This window comes from Paraburkholderia sp. GAS82 (genome assembly GCF_050436285.1).
GTDB lineage: Bacteria > Pseudomonadota > Gammaproteobacteria > Burkholderiales > Burkholderiaceae > Paraburkholderia > Paraburkholderia phenazinium_B.
In genome coordinates this window covers 241221-258049 of record NZ_JBNDLX010000002.1, presented here as the reverse complement: position 1 = coordinate 258049, position 16829 = coordinate 241221, and the positions used below count along the sequence as shown (strand labels likewise).

The 16829-nt window shown below is 61.7% G+C and carries 14 protein-coding genes; 12 read left to right on the top strand and 2 right to left on the bottom strand.

All coding sequences use genetic code 11. From position 1 onward, the window contains the following. Positions 1–6 precede the first annotated feature (6 nt). Complete coding sequence (locus tag P3T17_RS07495; RefSeq protein WP_429405784.1) at positions 7–1023, bottom strand: HpcH/HpaI aldolase/citrate lyase family protein; 1017 nt, start codon at positions 1021–1023, stop codon at positions 7–9. A gap of 181 nt (positions 1024–1204) precedes the next feature. Next, complete coding sequence (locus P3T17_RS07490) at positions 1205–2188, bottom strand: malate dehydrogenase (RefSeq protein WP_074266619.1); 984 nt, start codon at positions 2186–2188, stop codon at positions 1205–1207. 511 nt (positions 2189–2699) lie between these two features. Here P3T17_RS07490 and P3T17_RS07485 point away from each other — a divergent pair. From P3T17_RS07485 to P3T17_RS07430, 12 genes are all read left to right on the top strand, one after another. After that, positions 2700–3503: a GntR family transcriptional regulator gene (locus P3T17_RS07485; RefSeq protein ID WP_074266618.1), complete on the top strand. Its 804-nt coding sequence runs from the start codon at positions 2700–2702 to the stop codon at positions 3501–3503. 193 nt (positions 3504–3696) lie between these two features. Further along, the gene (sdhC, locus tag P3T17_RS07480; protein ID WP_074266617.1) at positions 3697–4113 is read left to right on the top strand and encodes a succinate dehydrogenase, cytochrome b556 subunit; all 417 of its coding nucleotides are present in this window, start codon (positions 3697–3699) and stop codon (positions 4111–4113) included. A gap of 4 nt (positions 4114–4117) precedes the next feature. Then, a complete protein-coding gene (gene sdhD / locus P3T17_RS07475) occupies positions 4118–4486 on the top strand; it encodes a succinate dehydrogenase, hydrophobic membrane anchor protein (protein ID WP_074266616.1) in 369 nt (122 codons plus the stop codon). Positions 4487–4490: 4 nt separating this feature from the next. Beyond that, positions 4491–6266 carry a succinate dehydrogenase flavoprotein subunit gene (gene sdhA / locus P3T17_RS07470; RefSeq protein ID WP_074266615.1) on the top strand — a complete coding sequence of 592 codons (1776 nt, stop codon included), beginning with the start codon at positions 4491–4493 and terminating at the stop codon, positions 6264–6266. A 24-nt stretch (positions 6267–6290) separates the two neighbouring features. After that, a complete protein-coding gene (locus tag P3T17_RS07465; protein ID WP_074266614.1) occupies positions 6291–6995 on the top strand; it encodes a succinate dehydrogenase iron-sulfur subunit in 705 nt (234 codons plus the stop codon). Between the two features lie 83 nt (positions 6996–7078). Continuing rightward, entirely contained in the window at positions 7079–7348 is a 270-nt protein-coding gene (locus P3T17_RS07460; protein WP_429406452.1) for a succinate dehydrogenase assembly factor 2, read from the top strand. A 72-nt stretch (positions 7349–7420) separates the two neighbouring features. Continuing rightward, positions 7421–8722 carry a citrate synthase gene (gene gltA / locus P3T17_RS07455; protein WP_074266612.1) on the top strand — a complete coding sequence of 434 codons (1302 nt, stop codon included), beginning with the start codon at positions 7421–7423 and terminating at the stop codon, positions 8720–8722. 326 nt (positions 8723–9048) lie between these two features. Next, the gene (leuC, locus tag P3T17_RS07450; RefSeq protein ID WP_074266611.1) at positions 9049–10458 is read left to right on the top strand and encodes a 3-isopropylmalate dehydratase large subunit; all 1410 of its coding nucleotides are present in this window, start codon (positions 9049–9051) and stop codon (positions 10456–10458) included. A gap of 82 nt (positions 10459–10540) precedes the next feature. Further along, the gene (gene leuD / locus P3T17_RS07445) at positions 10541–11191 is read left to right on the top strand and encodes a 3-isopropylmalate dehydratase small subunit (protein WP_429405781.1); all 651 of its coding nucleotides are present in this window, start codon (positions 10541–10543) and stop codon (positions 11189–11191) included. A gap of 73 nt (positions 11192–11264) precedes the next feature. Next, positions 11265–12332: a 3-isopropylmalate dehydrogenase gene (gene leuB, locus P3T17_RS07440; protein WP_074266609.1), complete on the top strand. Its 1068-nt coding sequence runs from the start codon at positions 11265–11267 to the stop codon at positions 12330–12332. Between the two features lie 391 nt (positions 12333–12723). Next, positions 12724–13845 carry an aspartate-semialdehyde dehydrogenase gene (gene asd, locus P3T17_RS07435; protein ID WP_429405779.1) on the top strand — a complete coding sequence of 374 codons (1122 nt, stop codon included), beginning with the start codon at positions 12724–12726 and terminating at the stop codon, positions 13843–13845. Between the two features lie 139 nt (positions 13846–13984). Further along, on the top strand, positions 13985–16822 hold the full coding sequence (locus tag P3T17_RS07430; protein ID WP_429405777.1) for a FimV/HubP family polar landmark protein: 2838 nt from the start codon (positions 13985–13987) through the stop codon (positions 16820–16822). The last annotated feature ends 7 nt before the right edge of the window (positions 16823–16829 follow it).

The window sequence follows — 16829 nt, the reverse complement described above, 5'->3', positions numbered from 1 at the left end:
GTCCGCTCATGATGCGGACTCTTTGGTGGAACCGGTTGTAGCAAAGAGCGGCGCGGCTTCGGCCGGCACCGTGCGTCCCGTCGAGCGCGCGCGGCGCAGCACCGACCAGTAGTAGCGATAGCTCGCGCGGTCGTGCAAGGTGTCGTGATGGCGCGTCGGGCCCCACTGGGCGGCCTGCGCCGCCAGCAGGATTTCGGCGGCCGTGGCGATCTCTTCGTCGCGCGGCGCAAAGGCGGCAACGATAACCGGCACCTGCGACGGATGGATGCTCCACATCCGCGTATAGCCGAACTCGTTGCGGGCGCGGGTGGCGTCATTGGCTACCACGCTCATGTCGCGCACTTCGGTGCTGACGTTGTGCGACGGTACCTTCCCGTGCGCGTGACAGGCCGCGGCGATCTCGAGCTTGGCGCGCCGCACCAGCGGGTGATCGAACTGGCCGGGCGAGCGCATCGCCGTATCGGGGATCGCGCCGTCATGCGCGGAGACGAAGTCCATCAGGCCGAAGCTGAGCGCTTCGACTCCCGGCAGGGCGGCCAGATCGAACGCTCGCGCCAGTGCGCCATGGGTTTCGACCAGCAACTGCACCGGCACGGCTTGAGCGATGCCGAGCTCACGCCGCGTCGCTTCGATGTACGCGCACATTTCGGCGGCATCGGGGACGCTGCGGACCTTCGGTAGGGTGATATACGCAGGGGCGCGTTTGGCGGCGCGCAGGATCAGGCGCACGTCGTCGCGCCAATGCGCATGGTTGAAATCGTGGATCCGTACGCCTACGCGGCCGAAGCGGTCGTGCTCGCTGCCCAGCAGCGACGCCACCAGCTCCGCATGCTCGGATTCGCGGCCCACCTGGGCGCCGTCTTCGCAATCGAGCGTGATGTCGAACACCGGCCCCAACTCCTGCTGCAAAGCGAGCGATTTCAGCATCAGCTTTTCACTGCCGGCGTAGTGATCGCAGGCAGGCAGGACTGTGGGCGGCGCTTCGCCGTCAAACAGCACTTCGGCGGGTGTGAGGGCGCGCATCTTCGGCGTCAGGGGCGTATTGGCTCGTTGAGAATCGGATTCGACCGCGTTCTGCCTCGTGTTGCCTGACGGGCTGAAACAGCGCATCAAGCGGCGCAAAACGCGTTCGGATCAAATACGGACGTAAAAAACCGGAACCCGTCGGCAAGCAACAGAGTCCCGGCTGGTCTACATCAGGCGCTTAGCCGAGCAGGTGTTGAACGCCTTCGCGCTCTTCAAGCAACTCGTTCAGCGTAGCGTCCATCTTTTCGCGCGAGAACGTGTCGATTGCCAAGCCTTCAACGCGCTTGTACTCGCCGTTTTCGCATGTTACCGGCACACCGTAAATGATGTCTTCCGGAATGCCGTACGAGCCGTCCGACGGGATACCCATGGTGACCCACTTGCCGTTCGTGCCGAGCACCCAGTCACGCACGTGGTCGATGGCGGCGTTAGCTGCCGACGCTGCCGACGACAGGCCGCGCGCTTCGATGATCGCTGCGCCGCGCTTGCCGACCGTCGGGATGAACGTGTTGCGGTTCCATTCGTCGTCGTTGATCAGCTTGGTCAGGTCCTGGCCTTCTGCCGTTGCAACGCGGAAATCCGGGTACATCGTCGGCGAGTGGTTGCCCCACACAGCCAGTTTCTCGATCGAAGCGACCGGCTTGCCCGACTTGGCAGCCAGTTGCGACAGAGCGCGGTTGTGGTCCAGGCGCAGCATGGCGGTGAAGTTCTTCTTCGGCAGATCCGGTGCCGACTTCATCGCGATGTAAGCATTGGTGTTGGCCGGGTTGCCGACCACCAGCACCTTCACGTCGCGGCTGGCGACTTCGTTGAGCGCCTTGCCTTGCACCGTGAAGATCTCAGCATTCGCCGACAGCAGATCCTTACGTTCCATGCCTTTCGAACGCGGACGCGCGCCGACCAGCAGGGCAACGTCAGCGTCCTTGAAGGCAACCTTGGGATCGTCGGTGATCACGACGCCCTGCAGCAGCGGGAATGCGCAATCATCCAGTTCCATCACGACGCCTTTGACGGCGCCTTGCGCTTGCGGCAGATCGAGCAGTTGCAGGACCACCGGTTGATCCTTGCCGAGCAGGTCGCCGTTGGCGATGCGAAATAGCAGGGAGTAAGCGATTTGACCTGCGGCGCCGGTGACGGCAACGCGCTTTGCGGGCTTAGCCATTGAGAATTCTCCAGGACGATGCGTTAGACGCTAGGGAAAACGCCATTCTATATGCGCGTTAGGCGAAGCGTTGTGAAACAGGGCGGAATTCACTGTTACGCGGGGCGCCTCAGGCCGAAAGCCGAGGCTGGAAGCGCGTTGCGGCAAGACCGCCATGCCGGAAACCTGTACAGCGGAGCGGGTGCTTGGGACACCGGTGGCCGCTGCATGGTGCCGGGCTCCTGCAAGGGTGTGTTTCCGAAGCGTCTGACGGGACAAAGACCGGCGAATCGAAAGCGGGACCGCGAGGGACAACAGCGTGATGCAGAGCGGCTTTAGGTGCTGGGCTGCCTGCCAGGAGTACCTGTGGATACCCAGGAAAAAGCCGTTGAACAACCCTCGAACCCTTGCTCGCCAAGGAGTGTAGGAGTCGGCACACGCAAAGTCAACAGTATCTTATGTCTTATATAAGACATATCTGTTGCCGGGAAAGTAATAGACGGCAGACGGGCCTTTATGATGAAATGCGCGCATGAATTCGAACCCGGCGAGCACTCCGAATCCTAACGGCCCTGGGGGGCCGGGCGAGGGTGCGTCCGCTGCTGCTGCGCCCGCTACATCGCCCACTTTCAGCCCCTTGTATCAGCAGATCAAGGCGTTGATTACACACAGCCTCGAGTCGGGTGAGTGGAAGCCGGGTGAGATCATTCCCAGTGAAGTTGAACTGGCTGCCCGCTTTAAGGTGAGTCAGGGGACGGTGCGCAAGGCGATCGACGAACTGGCGGCGGATAACCTGCTGGTGCGCCGTCAGGGCAAGGGCACTTTTGTTGCAACGCACAATGAGGATCGCGCCCAGTTTCGCTTCCTCAGGTTACTGGCCGATGACGGCGCCGAACACCCTCATGTTAGCCGCCTGCTCGAATGCCGCCGCCTGCGCGCGTCGGCCGATATCGCTCGCCAGCTCGATCTCAAACCAGCCGACCCAGTGGTGCTTATAAAGCGCCTTTTGCAGTTTGATGGTGAAATTACGGTTCTCGACGAAATCTGGTTGCCCGGTGTCGTGTTCCGCGGCCTCACCCTCGAGCGGCTCTCCGAGTACAAGGGTCCGCTCTACGCGATGTTTGAGACGGAGTTCGGAACCCGTATGATCCGGGCGTCCGAGAAGATTCGGGCGGTGGCGGCCGACCCCACGGTCGCCGACCTGCTGAAGGTGCCGCCCGGATTTCCGTTGCTGTCGGTGGATCGCGTGTCCTATACCTATGGGGACCGCCCTGTCGAAGTGCGGCGCGGATGGTATGTCACAACTGGGTACTACTATCAGAACGATCTCAGCTAAAACCGGGCTGTCGGAGACCCGGAAGTTCGAGCTGGATCGATGTGTTTAAGGGTGATGGGCATAACGCGCGGAACCCGTTTGAGAACGCCATTCTCGCGTGCGCAGGAAAGGACCGTTGGGGTTTTTCGCTGCAGCGCGATATGAAAAGGCGCTAAAATTCAGGATTAGTGTTACTACATAGTAGGGGTCTAGCATGGCTGAAGCCGTAAAAAAACCGAGGCCGGAGTTCCGGAACATCGGTATCGGGCAGATATTGACGGCGTATCGCCTCCCACTAGCGGGGCGTGTGTCGATTCTCCATCGCGTCAGCGGTGGGCTGCTGTTTGTTTTTCTTCCGTTCCTGCTTTACCTCTTCGATCAAAGCCTTACTTCAGAGCTCAGCTTTGACGTCTTCAAGGGCTTCCTCTCCAACATCATCGTCAAGCTCATCACGCTGGTTCTCGCGTGGGCCTTCCTGTTCCACTTCTGCGCTGGCGTGCGCCACCTGTTCATGGACACGAGCCACAGCCTCACGACGAAAGAGAAGGGCAAGCAAACCTCCATCATCGTGCTGGTCGTTTCGTCGCTTCTGACAATTGCATTCGCGCTCAAACTCTTCGGAGCATTCTAAAAAAATGTCAGCTAATAACCGAATCGGTCCGAAGCGTCTCGTCGTCGGCGCGCACTACGGTCTGCGCGACTGGCTCGCACAGCGCATTACCGCGACGATCATGGCGGTCTACACGATCATCCTGCTCGCGTGGTTCTTCGGCGCACAAGACTTTTCGTATGACGGCTGGGCGTCGATCTTCGCGACGCAATGGATGAAGCTCGCCACCTTCGTGACGCTGCTGTCCCTGTTCTACCACGCGTGGGTAGGTATTCGCGACATCTGGATGGACTACATCAAGCCCGTCGGTGTGCGTCTCCTCCTTCAGGCCCTGACGATCGTCTGGCTGCTGGCGTGTGCCGGCTACGCTGCGCAGATTCTCTGGAGAGTATAAAAGAATGGCTGCAATCAAGAATTCTCTGCCGCGTCGCAAGTTTGACGTGGTTATCGTCGGCGCAGGCGGCTCGGGGATGCGCGCTTCGCTGCAACTCGCTCGCGCCGGCCTGTCGGTCTGCGTGCTGTCCAAGGTGTTCCCGACGCGTTCGCACACCGTGGCTGCTCAAGGCGGCATCGGCGCATCGCTCGGCAACATGAGCGAAGACAACTGGCATTACCACTTCTACGACACGATCAAGGGTTCCGACTGGCTCGGCGACCAGGACGCGATCGAGTTCATGTGCCGCGAAGCACCGAACGCAGTCTACGAACTGGAACACATGGGCATGCCGTTTGACCGCAATGCGGACGGCACGATCTATCAGCGTCCGTTCGGCGGCCACACGGCCAACTACGGCGAAAAGCCGGTGCAACGCGCATGCGCGGCTGCTGACCGTACGGGTCACGCGCTGCTGCACACGCTTTATCAGCAGAACGTGGCAGCGAAGACGCAATTCTTCGTCGAATGGATGGCGCTGGACCTGATCCGCGACGCCGAAGGCGACGTGCTCGGCGTGACGGCGCTGGAAATGGAAACGGGCGACGTCTACATCCTCGAAGGCAAGACCACGCTGTTCGCTACGGGTGGCGCAGGGCGGATCTTCGCGGCATCCACGAACGCGTTCATCAACACCGGTGACGGCCTGGGTATGGCTGCACGTTCGGGCATCGCACTGCAAGACATGGAATTCTGGCAATTCCACCCCACCGGCGTGGCGGGCGCGGGCGTGCTGATTACCGAAGGCGTGCGTGGCGAAGGCGGCATTCTGCGCAACTCGAACGGCGAGCGTTTCATGGAACGCTACGCGCCGACGCTGAAGGATCTGGCGCCGCGTGACTTCGTTTCGCGTTCGATGGACCAGGAAATCAAGGAAGGTCGCGGCGTAGGTCCGAACAAGGATCACGTGCTGCTCGACCTGTCGCACATCGGCGCTGAGACGATCCTGAAGCGTCTGCCGTCGATCCGCGAAATCGCGCTGAAGTTCGCGAACGTCGATTGCATTAAAGAGCCGATCCCGGTTGTGCCGACCATCCACTATCAGATGGGTGGCATTCCTACGAATATTCACGGCCAGGTCGTGGGTACGTCGAAGGGTCATGAAGAGCCGGTCAACGGCTTCTACGCAGTGGGCGAATGCTCGTGCGTGTCGGTCCACGGCGCGAACCGCCTGGGCACGAACTCGCTGCTCGACCTGGTGGTGTTCGGCCGCGCGGCCGGCAACCATATCGTCAAGCACGTGCGGGAAATCAAGGAACACAAGCCGTTGCCGGCTGACGCCGCTGATTTCGCGCTCTCGCGTCTCGACAAGCTCGACAAGTCCTCGTCGGGCGAATACACGCAGAACGTGGCCAACGACATCCGCGCCACGATGCAGGCACACGCCGGCGTGTTCCGTACCTCGAAGCTGCTTTCCGAAGGCGTGGAGCGTATCCGCGAAGTGGCCGAGCGCGTCGATAACGTGCATCTGAAGGACAAGTCGAAGGTGTTCAACACGGCCCGCGTTGAAGCGCTGGAACTGGCGAACCTGATCGAAGTGGCACGCGCCACGATGGTGTCGGCAGAAGCGCGCAAGGAAAGCCGTGGTGCGCACGCACAGGACGACTTCGAACATCGCGACGACGAAAACTGGCTGCGCCATACGCTATGGTTCAGCGAAGGCGATCGCCTCGACTACAAGCCGGTTCACATGCAACCGCTGACCGTCGAATCGGTGCCGCCGAAAGCGCGTACCTTCTAAGGCACAAGTCAAAGGAATTCAGAAATGGCCAAGCGTACATTTGAAATCTACCGCTACGATCCGGACAAGGACGCAGCTCCGCGCATGCAATCGTATGAGATTGAAATCGACTCGCACGAACGCATGCTGCTCGACGCGCTGCTCAAGCTGAAAGCAGTGGATGAAACGCTGTCGTTCCGTCGTTCGTGCCGCGAAGGCGTGTGCGGCTCGGACGCAATGAACATCAACGGCAAGAACGGTCTGGCGTGCCTGACCAACATGAACGATCTGCCGCAGAAGATCGTGCTGCGTCCGCTGCCGGGTCTGCCCGTCGTGCGTGACCTGATCTGCGACTTCACGCAGTTCTTCAACCAGTATCACTCGATCAAGCCGTACCTGATCAACGATACGCCGCCGCCGGAAAAGGAACGCCTGCAGTCGCCGGAAGAGCGCGAGGAGCTGGACGGCCTGTACGAGTGCATTCTGTGCGCAAGCTGCTCCACGTCGTGCCCGAGCTTCTGGTGGAACCCGGACAAGTTCGTCGGTCCGGCTGGTCTGCTGCAAGCTTATCGTTTCATCGCGGATAGCCGCGACCAGGCGACCGGCGAGCGTCTCGACAATCTGGAAGACCCGTACCGTCTGTTCCGTTGCCATACGATCATGAATTGCGTCGATGTGTGTCCGAAGGGACTGAACCCGACGAAGGCGATTGGCAAGATCAAGGAATTGATGGTTCGCCGTGCAGTCTAATGAAACAACCCCCACGCTCCCTTTCGTTCGCTGCCCCCCAAGGGGGCGGTCAGTACGCTTGGGGCGGCCCGGCGCGTACTGACATGCAAGATTCGCATCAAGCTGACCCGCTTCGGCGGGCGCGCCTTCGCTGGCGCGCCCGCCGCGGCCTGCTGGAAAACGATCTGATTTTCGAGCGTTTTTTCAGCAAATACGAGCATGACCTCAGCGACGCCGACGTAGGCGCACTTACGCGCCTGCTAGAGCTGAGCGATAACGACCTGATGGACTTGCTCCTCGCGCGCAAGGAACCAGAAGGCGACCTTGCAGAGCCGGATGTGATCCGGTTGCTGGAGCTGCTGCGCACTGCTTGAGTAAAGCCAGTCCGTTGTTCCACGCGTGCAATTATCGAAACCCTGTTTCCATACTTCGATTGAGGATGTGCCATGACCCCGTCAGATGTTAAAGCCACGCTATCGTTCAGCGACAACTCGCCGAGCGTTGAAATGCCGATCTACAAGGGCACGATGGGCCCGGACGTGATCGACATCCGCAAACTGTACGGCCAGACCGGCAAGTTCACGTACGACCCGGGCTTTATGTCGACGGCGGCGTGTAACTCGGCCATCACCTACATCGACGGCGACAAGGGTGAGCTGCTATACCGCGGCTACCCGATCGACAACCTCGCACAGAATGCCGACTTCCTCGAAACGTGCTTTCTGCTGCTGAAGGGCGAACTGCCGAACGCAGCTGAGAAAGAAGAGTTCGTTGAGACCGTCACGAAGCACACGATGGTGCACGAGCAGATGCACTTCTTCTTCCGTGGCTTCCGTCGCGACGCGCATCCGATGGCGATTCTGGTGGCCGCAGTCGGCGCGCTGTCGGCGTTCTATCACGACTCGCTGGACATCAATAACCCGCGTCACCGTGACGTGTCGGCGATTCGCATGATCGCGAAGCTGCCGACGCTGGTGGCGATGGCGTACAAGTACAGCATCGGCCAGCCGTTTGCGTACCCGAAGAACGAACTGTCGTACAGCGCGAACTTCATGCACATGATGTTCTCGAACCCGTGCGAAGAGTACAAGGTCAACGACGTGCTGGTGCGCGCGCTGGACCGTATCCTGATCCTGCATGCGGATCACGAACAGAATGCGTCCACGTCGACGGTGCGTCTGGCCGGCTCGTCGGGTGCGAATCCGTTTGCGTGTATCGCAGCCGGTATCGCCTGCCTGTGGGGCCCGGCACACGGTGGCGCGAACGAAGCCGCGCTGAACATGCTGGAAGAGATCGGCTCGGTCGACAACATTCCTGAGTTCATCAAGCAGGTGAAGGACAAGAACTCGGGCGTGAAGCTGATGGGCTTCGGTCACCGCGTGTACAAGAACTACGATCCGCGTGCCAAGCTGATGCGCGAAACCTGCCACGAAGTGCTGGAAGAACTGGGCCTGCACGACGATCCGCTGTTCAAGCTGGCCATGGCGCTGGAAAAGATCGCACTGGAAGACGAGTACTTCGTGTCGCGCAAGCTGTACCCGAACGTTGACTTCTACTCGGGCATCGTGCAACGCGCGCTGGGCATCCCGACGTCGATGTTCACGTGTATCTTCGCGATGGCACGTACGGTGGGCTGGATTGCGCAGTGGAACGAAATGATTGCGGATCCGGAACAGAAGATCGGCCGTCCGCGTCAGCTGTTCGTTGGCGATACGCCGCGTGAAGCGAAGGCTATTTCGGACCGGTAAGCAGGTGCAGATTGTCGCGTAGTGTAGTTAGCGGTTAAGCGATTCAGACTGCTGTGTACTACGCGTGATGCTGCGCTGCGGTTAAGGAAACGCCCCAACGGGTTAAACGTTGGGGCGTTTTGCTTTTGGGGTTGATGGCGGGTCAGATCAGGCGTGACTTTGTGCGCCGCACCTTGCCGGGTGCCATCGATACAGGTATCGCCACTACCACCCAACTCCCTGTTTTTTCTGGGTTTTTCCGTTATACGGTGCGCAAAATCGCAGATCAGCGTGGCATAATCAATCGCACACACAGCTTGCCCGCAGTCATCACTACCCCGCATACCATGGCACAGACTCTCTACGACAAATTGTGGAACACACATGTGATCCACACGGAAGAAGACGGTACGACGATTCTTTACATCGACCGTCACCTGCTGCACGAAGTCACCAGCCCGCAGGCGTTTGAAGGCCTGAAGCTGGCTGAGCGTCCCGTGTGGCGGATCAGCGCGAATCTGGCCGTGTCCGACCACAACGTGCCCACTACGGACCGCAGTCATGGCATCGCCGATCCGGTGTCGAAGCTGCAAGTCGACACGCTCGATACGAATTGCGATTCCTACGGCATCACGCAGTTCAAGATGAACGACCTGCGTCAGGGCATCGTGCACATCATCGGGCCGGAGCAGGGCGCTACGCTGCCGGGCATGACGATCGTCTGCGGGGACTCGCATACGTCCACGCACGGCGCGTTCGGCGCGCTCGCGCACGGTATCGGCACGTCGGAAGTCGAGCACGTGCTGGCTACGCAAACGCTCTTGCAGAAGAAGAGCAAGAACATGCTGGTGAAGGTCGAAGGGCAATTGCCGCGCGGTTGTACCGCGAAGGACATCGTGCTCGCCATCATCGGCAAGATCGGTACGGCAGGCGGTACGGGCTATGCCATCGAGTTCGGCGGTTCGACAATCCGCGCGCTCAGCATGGAAGGCCGCATGACCGTCTGCAACATGGCGATCGAAGGCGGCGCGCGGGCTGGCATGGTCGCCGTTGACGACACGACAATCGAATATTTGAAGGGTCGTCCGTTCTCGCCGGAAGGCGTCGAGTGGGATCACGCAGTCGAATACTGGAAGCAGTTCAAATCGGATGACGGTGCGAAGTTCGACCGCGTCGTCGAACTGAATGCTGCGGAAATCGTGCCGCAGGTTACATGGGGCACGTCGCCGGAGATGGTGACCGCAATCGACGGTCGCGTGCCGGATCCGGAACGCGAGAAAGATCCGGTCAAGCGCGACGCGATGGAACGTGCGCTGAAGTACATGGCGCTCGAACCGAATCTGCCGATCGAATCCATCAAGCCGGACAAGATTTTTATCGGCTCGTGCACCAACGCGCGTATCGAAGACTTGCGCGCCGCAGCGTATGTCGTGCGCAAGCTGGGCCGCCGCGTCGCGCCGAACATCCGTCTCGCGATGGTCGTACCGGGCTCGGGTCTGGTGAAGGCGCAGGCCGAGCGTGAAGGGCTGGATAAGGTCTTTACCAATGCCGGTTTCGAATGGCGCGAGCCAGGCTGCTCGATGTGCCTTGCGATGAACGCGGACCGGCTGGATCCGGGCGAGCGTTGCGCGTCCACGTCTAACCGCAACTTCGAAGGCCGTCAGGGCGCGGGTGGACGTACCCACCTCGTGAGTCCGGCGATGGCTGCTGCTGCTGCCATCGAAGGTCACTTCGTCGATATTCGCAAGCTCGGCTAAGCCGCTGCGATTCTGTTTCGATTCCACCGGCGGCGCGCCCAGTGTCGCAGCCGCCGGTCTTTACTCTGGTGGGTGATGGGCCATGGATAAATTCATCGTACATACCGGCGTCGTGGCGCCGTTGGATCGCGAAAACGTCGACACGGACGCGATCATTCCGAAGCAGTTCCTCAAGTCGATCAAGCGCACCGGCTTCGGTCCGAATGCGTTCGACGAATGGCGTTACCTCGACCACGGCGAGCCGGGTCAGGACAATTCGAAGCGCCCGCTGAATCCCGACTTCGTGCTGAACCAGCCGCGCTATCAAGGCGCGTCGATCCTGCTGGCGCGCAAGAATTTCGGCTGCGGCAGCTCGCGTGAGCACGCACCGTGGGCGCTGCAGCAGTACGGCTTCCGCGCGATCATCGCGCCGAGCTTCGCAGACATCTTCTACAACAACTGCTTCAAGAACGGTCTGCTGCCGATCGTGCTCACAGATCAACAGGTCGATCATCTGTTCAACGAAACGTACGCGTTCAACGGTTTCGAGCTGACCATCGATCTCGAAGCGCAGACCGTGCGTATCGGCGACGGCACCGAGTATCCGTTCGAAGTTGCCGGCTTCCGTAAGTACTGCCTGCTGAATGGTTTCGACGATATCGGCCTGACGCTACGTCACGCTGACAAGATTCGTCAGTTCGAAGCAGAGCGTCTGACGAAGCAGCCGTGGCTGGGCCACCGAATCGTCGGTTAAGTGCACGCCTGAGTTTGAGGCGTTAGCGCTTTTGCGTGCCCAGGTTTAAAAGAAAACAATCAAGGAAATTCGCATGAAGATCGCAGTGTTGCCCGGCGACGGCATCGGTCCGGAAATCGTCAAGGAAGCCGTCAAGGTTCTGAACGTGCTCGGCGAGAAGTTCGAGCTTGAAGAAGCGCCCGTTGGCGGCGCGGGTTACGAAGCCAAGGGCCACCCGCTGCCCGATTCGACGCTCGCGCTCGCGAAGGAAGCCGATGCGATCCTGTTCGGCGCCGTCGGCGACTGGAAGTACGACAAGCTCGAACGCGCGCTGCGTCCCGAGCAGGCCATTCTGGGTCTGCGTAAGCATCTGCAACTGTTCGCGAACTTCCGTCCGGCGATCTGCTATCCGCAATTGACGGGTGCGTCGTCGCTGAAGGAAGAGATCGTTTCGGGCCTCGACATCCTGATCGTGCGCGAACTGAATGGCGATATTTACTTCGGCGCACCGCGCGGTCTGCGTGACGCACCGGACGGCCCGTTTGCCGGCGCGAAGGAAGGTTTCGACACGATGCGTTATTCGGAGCCGGAAGTGCGCCGCATCGCGCACGTTGCTTTCCAGGCAGCGCAAAAGCGCGGCAAGAAACTGACTTCGGTCGACAAGGCCAACGTGCTCGAAACGTCGCAATTCTGGAAGGACATCATGATTGATGTCTCGAAGGAATACGCGGACGTCGAGCTGTCGCACATGTACGTCGACAACGCGGCCATGCAACTGGTGAAGGCGCCGAAGTCGTTCGACGTAATCGTCACCGGCAACATGTTTGGCGACATCCTTTCCGATGAAGCCGCTATGTTGACGGGTTCGATCGGCATGCTGCCGTCGGCGTCGCTCGACAAGAACAATAAGGGCTTGTACGAGCCGTCGCATGGGTCGGCGCCGGATATCGCCGGCAAGGGCGTGGCGAATCCGCTGGCCACGATCCTGTCCGCCGCGATGATGCTGCGTTATTCGCTGAACAAGGCCGAACAGGCCGATCGCATCGAAGCCGCCGTGAAGAAGGTGCTGGAGCAAGGCTTCCGTACTGGCGACATCCTCACGCCGGGTTGCAAGCAGGTCGGTACTGCGGCGATGGGCGATGCTGTCGTCGCCGCGCTTTAAGACTGTTGTTGGCGTTGTGTTTTACCCGGGCCGCGAACGTTTCGTGGCCCGTAAAGACGTAGGGACGATGTCGTAAGTTCGAGACGCGCCCACGCGCGAATGGCCCGAAATCCGGCCCATTCGCGCGCAAAAGCGGCGAATCAGGCCGCCCAAATCCGGTTTTCGTGTAGACTGTAGAAATGGCTAGCGCTCACCAAATCACCTCGATTTCTAACCATCACGGCAAAACGGCCCGTGTGGTTGAGCTCGCCATTAGCGTCAAAACGCTGATTAAAGCAATTACCCCGAAAACGATCACGATTCGCTGATCGTCCGTCGTGCCCGCCCATCTTCCCCGCGCGGTCACTGCGGGCAAAGATGCGGGGAAGCCTCCACTCGAAGGGTAAGTGTCATGAACGTAGGTCTCGTAGGTTGGCGCGGCATGGTCGGCAGCGTCCTGATGCAGCGTATGCAGCAGGAAGGCGATTTCGATCTGATCGAACCGGTGTTTTTCAGCACCAGCAACGCGGGCGGCAACGCGCCGTCGTTCGCTAAAAACGAGACCAAGCTCAAAGATGCCTCGAGCATCGACGACCTGAAGAAGTGCGACGCCATCATCTCCTGCCAGGGCGGCGACTACACCAATGACGTGTTCCCGAAGCTGCGCGCAGCGGGCTGGAACGGCTACTGGATCGACGCGGCTTCGTCGCTGCGTATGAAGGACGACGCCGTCATCATTCTCGATCCGGTCAACCTCGACGTGATCAAGAACGCGCTGGTGAAGGGTCAGAAGAATTTTATCGGCGGCAACTGCACGGTTAGCCTGATGCTGATGGCGCTGGGTGGCCTGTTCCGCGAAAACCTCGTCGACTGGATGACGGCCATGACGTATCAGGCTGCATCGGGCGCGGGCGCGCAGAACATGCGTGAATTGCTGCAACAGATGGGCACGCTGTATGGCTCGGCCAAGGAAGATCTGGCGGATCCGTCGTCGGCGATCCTGGACATCGACCGCCGCGTACTCGCCGCGATGAACAGCGACCGCATGCCGACCGAGCATTTCGGCGTGCCGCTCGCCGGTTCGCTGATTCCGTGGATCGACAAGGACCTCGGCAACGGCATGTCCAAGGAAGAGTGGAAAGGCGGCGCGGAAACCAACAAGATCCTCGGCAAGCCGGCCATGGGCACGCCCGGTTCGATCCCGGTGGACGGATTGTGTGTGCGCATCGGCGCCATGCGCTGCCACTCGCAGGCTTTGACGATCAAGCTGAAGAAAGACGTGCCGCTCGACGAGGTGAGCAGCATCCTCGCCTCGGCCAATGACTGGGTCAAGGTTGTGCCGAACGAGCGCGAAGCGTCGATCCGCGATCTGTCACCGGCGGTGGTCACGGGCACGCTGACGGTGCCGGTTGGACGTCTGCGCAAGCTGGCGATGGGCGGCGAATATCTGTCGGCTTTCACGGTTGGCGACCAGCTCTTGTGGGGCGCCGCAGAGCCGCTGCGCAGGATGCTGCGCATTCTGCTCGACAAGTAAAGTAAACTACGCGGCTACGACGCGTAAAAACTCAAAAAGCGTCGCGCTCGCGCGGCGCTTTTTTCATTGGTGTGCTCCCAAAATCTTGTCTCAATCCAACCGCAAACAAGGGCTGAGCGCTGACGCGCCCGTGGTCCAGATGACCGTCCGACACGCTTACCGTCGCGCTATCGCGCGCAGCAGTGTGTGCCGGTTCGCCGCCGCGGCTAGCCTGGCCTTCGTGCTGGGCGGCCTGGGTGGGGGTGCAACCGGCGCTCAGGCAGCGACTGTCGACGCGGCCAGCGCGCCAGCCGGTGCTTCCGCGCCGCTCGCCGCCGGCAGCCAGTATTCGATTCATCCGGGGCAATCGCTGAATGACGTAGCGATCGCGGCCACGCAGTCGCACGATCGCGCGACGCTGGCGCGCGCCTCGAAGGCCTTGTTCGACGCAAACCCGAACGCGTTTATGTCGCACGACCCGAGCCGGCTGAGACTGGGGTCAGTGCTGACGATTCCGGCGCTGGATGCGACGGGCGCGGCGATCGTGGCTTCGGATGCTGCGGTCGCCCCGGCACCGTTGGGGGCGGCAGCAAGTTCGGCTGTAGCGGCGAGTGCGTCGTCGGCGGCGGCTTCACCCGCTACGGCGGCCACGGCACCTGCGGCAAGTACTGCGGTCAGCGCTGCATCGCAGCCTGCCAGTGGACAGGCGAATGCAGCGAGTGCTGCCATGCAGGCTGCTCCGGCCGTCTCTGGGCCGGCGAGTGCGGCCGTTCAGGCGAGTTCGGCCACCGCTGCTGGCGCTGGCGTTAGCGCGCCGTTGGCCGGCAGTGGGCCCGCTATGGCCGCGTCCGGTGCGGTGTCTGGCGCGGCTTCGGCGCCTGCCGGCGTTTCGTCGACAGCCGTCGCGCCGTCTGTCTCGCAGGCGGTGGGTGCGCATGTCTGGACGGGCTCGATCCAGCCGGCGACCGGCGCATCGGTCGCCTCCGCGGCGTCTGCGTCTGCGACGCTGCCGGTTACGCCTTCCTCCGCTCCGCAGGCCTTGCAGGCTCCGACGCAGGTTTCCAGTCTGCAACAGTTGCTCGCGCTGAAGAGCCGGGTGCTGTTGGAATTGCAAAAGCATGGCATCGGCGGCAAGCCGGCGCAGCCTGCTTCGGCGAGCGGTCCTGCGACGGTTGAGAGCAGTCCGGCGGTCGTTGCCAGCGGGACTCATGTGCAGAGCACGGGCGCTGTGGCGAGTTCGCACACTCAGAGTGGCGGCTTCGACTTGTCCCCGGTGAACCTCGGCTTTGCCGCTGCAATCGGCGCAGCGGCGGTCGCCTTGCTGGCTGCGCTCGGGATGCGTCGGCGTGCGAGTCGCGTGACGTCGGCGGAGGTTGCTGGGGCGTCTGAAACTGAAGCCGTGGCGGGGCCGGAGACTGTGCTGGCGCGAGATAACTTCGCGCCGCATGATGAGATTGGCACGTCTGACCCAGTGGTTGCCGGCGGGTACGCGGCGCGCGAAGCTGCAGCTGGCGAGGCTGCGGCACGCGAAGAAGCGGCTACCCGTGAAGCGGTGGAGCGGGAGGCAGCCGCCCAGCAGGCCGTAGAGCGCGAGGCAGCAGCCCGTGAGGCTGCGGCACACGAGGAAGCGGCTGCACGTGAAGCCGCGGAGCGTGAGGCGGCAGCCCATCAGGCTGCAGAGCGCGAAGCAGCGGCTCGCGAGGCTGCTGCGCACGAAGAAGCAGCTGCACGTGAATTGGCGGATCGGGAGGCAACGGCCCGGCAGATCGCAGAGCACGAGGCAGCGGCTCATGACGCGGCATCTCATGAAGAAGCGGCCTCGCATGAAGTGGAAGAACACGAGGCCGCAGTACGGAAGTCAGCAGAGAGCGAAACAGCGCCGTACGAACCGGCCGATCACACTTCTGCACCGTTCTCCTTCGAAGACACCACCGCCTCGGCCGATCACGCCCCGGTCATAGAACCCGGGACTGACGCATTGCGTCCAGACCAGTTCCACCCAGCGATCGAGCATCCGAGCCATCCTGCGCCGGCCGGCCCGAATCAATGGACCGAGCCCGCGGAGCATCCCTCTGAGGAAAGTGCCGCCGAAGAGCCGCCGCTTGAACGCAACGAACCGCCGCATCCGCAGATGGATTTCGGTGCACCGGCACCGCTTGGTGAGCCGCAAACGGGGTCGTCATTCGGCCAACATCCTGCCGAGCCGTCGCTCTATCACACAGGAGCCCCGCAGCCGCTCCCCTCGCCGCCGCAACTTGAGCCGGAGTGGGGCGAGCCGCTGACACCCCAGGCATCCGAATCGGTGCCGCATGGAGAATCGCTGTCGCCGGAGGCATTCCCTCCATCGGCGCACGAACAGCCTTCCGCGCCCGAAACATTCGAACAGGCACTGCACGAAGCAGCGAATACCGATCAGCAACCGGACGCGCTGAATGTCGAGGAAAACGCATCCCCGGCAGAGCAGCCCCTCAGCGACGCCCCGGCTGAGCCGGCCGCCGCAAGCAGCTTCCCCCGCGATGCAGTCGACGCCTTCGGCAGCCTCGACATGGCTTTGCCGCCGCGCACCGAGCCAGTATCGCCAGCCACGCCGGTAACGCCGCCTGCTTCGCTGTCGACGCAGCCGGTGGTCGAGCCCGAAATCACCGCGCAGCACGCCTTCATGCACGGTTCCGCGGGCTCACTCCCTGCCGCCGAAGAAATCGCTGCTGGCACGGCAGGCCCAGCGGCCGTCGCCGGACTAGGCGCTGCCGGCTTCGGCGCGCTGAATCTGGACTTCGATCTGGAGTTGCCGCCGAGTCCCGCGCAACCGCTGCCGTCGTTCACGCCGCATGATCTGGTCCGGATTGCCCGCAACAAGCTCGATCTGGCCTCCGAGTACATCGAACTGGGCGATCTGGCCGGCGCGCGAGCGCTGATCCAGGAAGTGATTGATACGAACGACGCTGCCACGCGCAGCGAAGCGCGGGCGTTGCTGTCGACGCTGCGGCCTTTGTCGTAATGCCCGC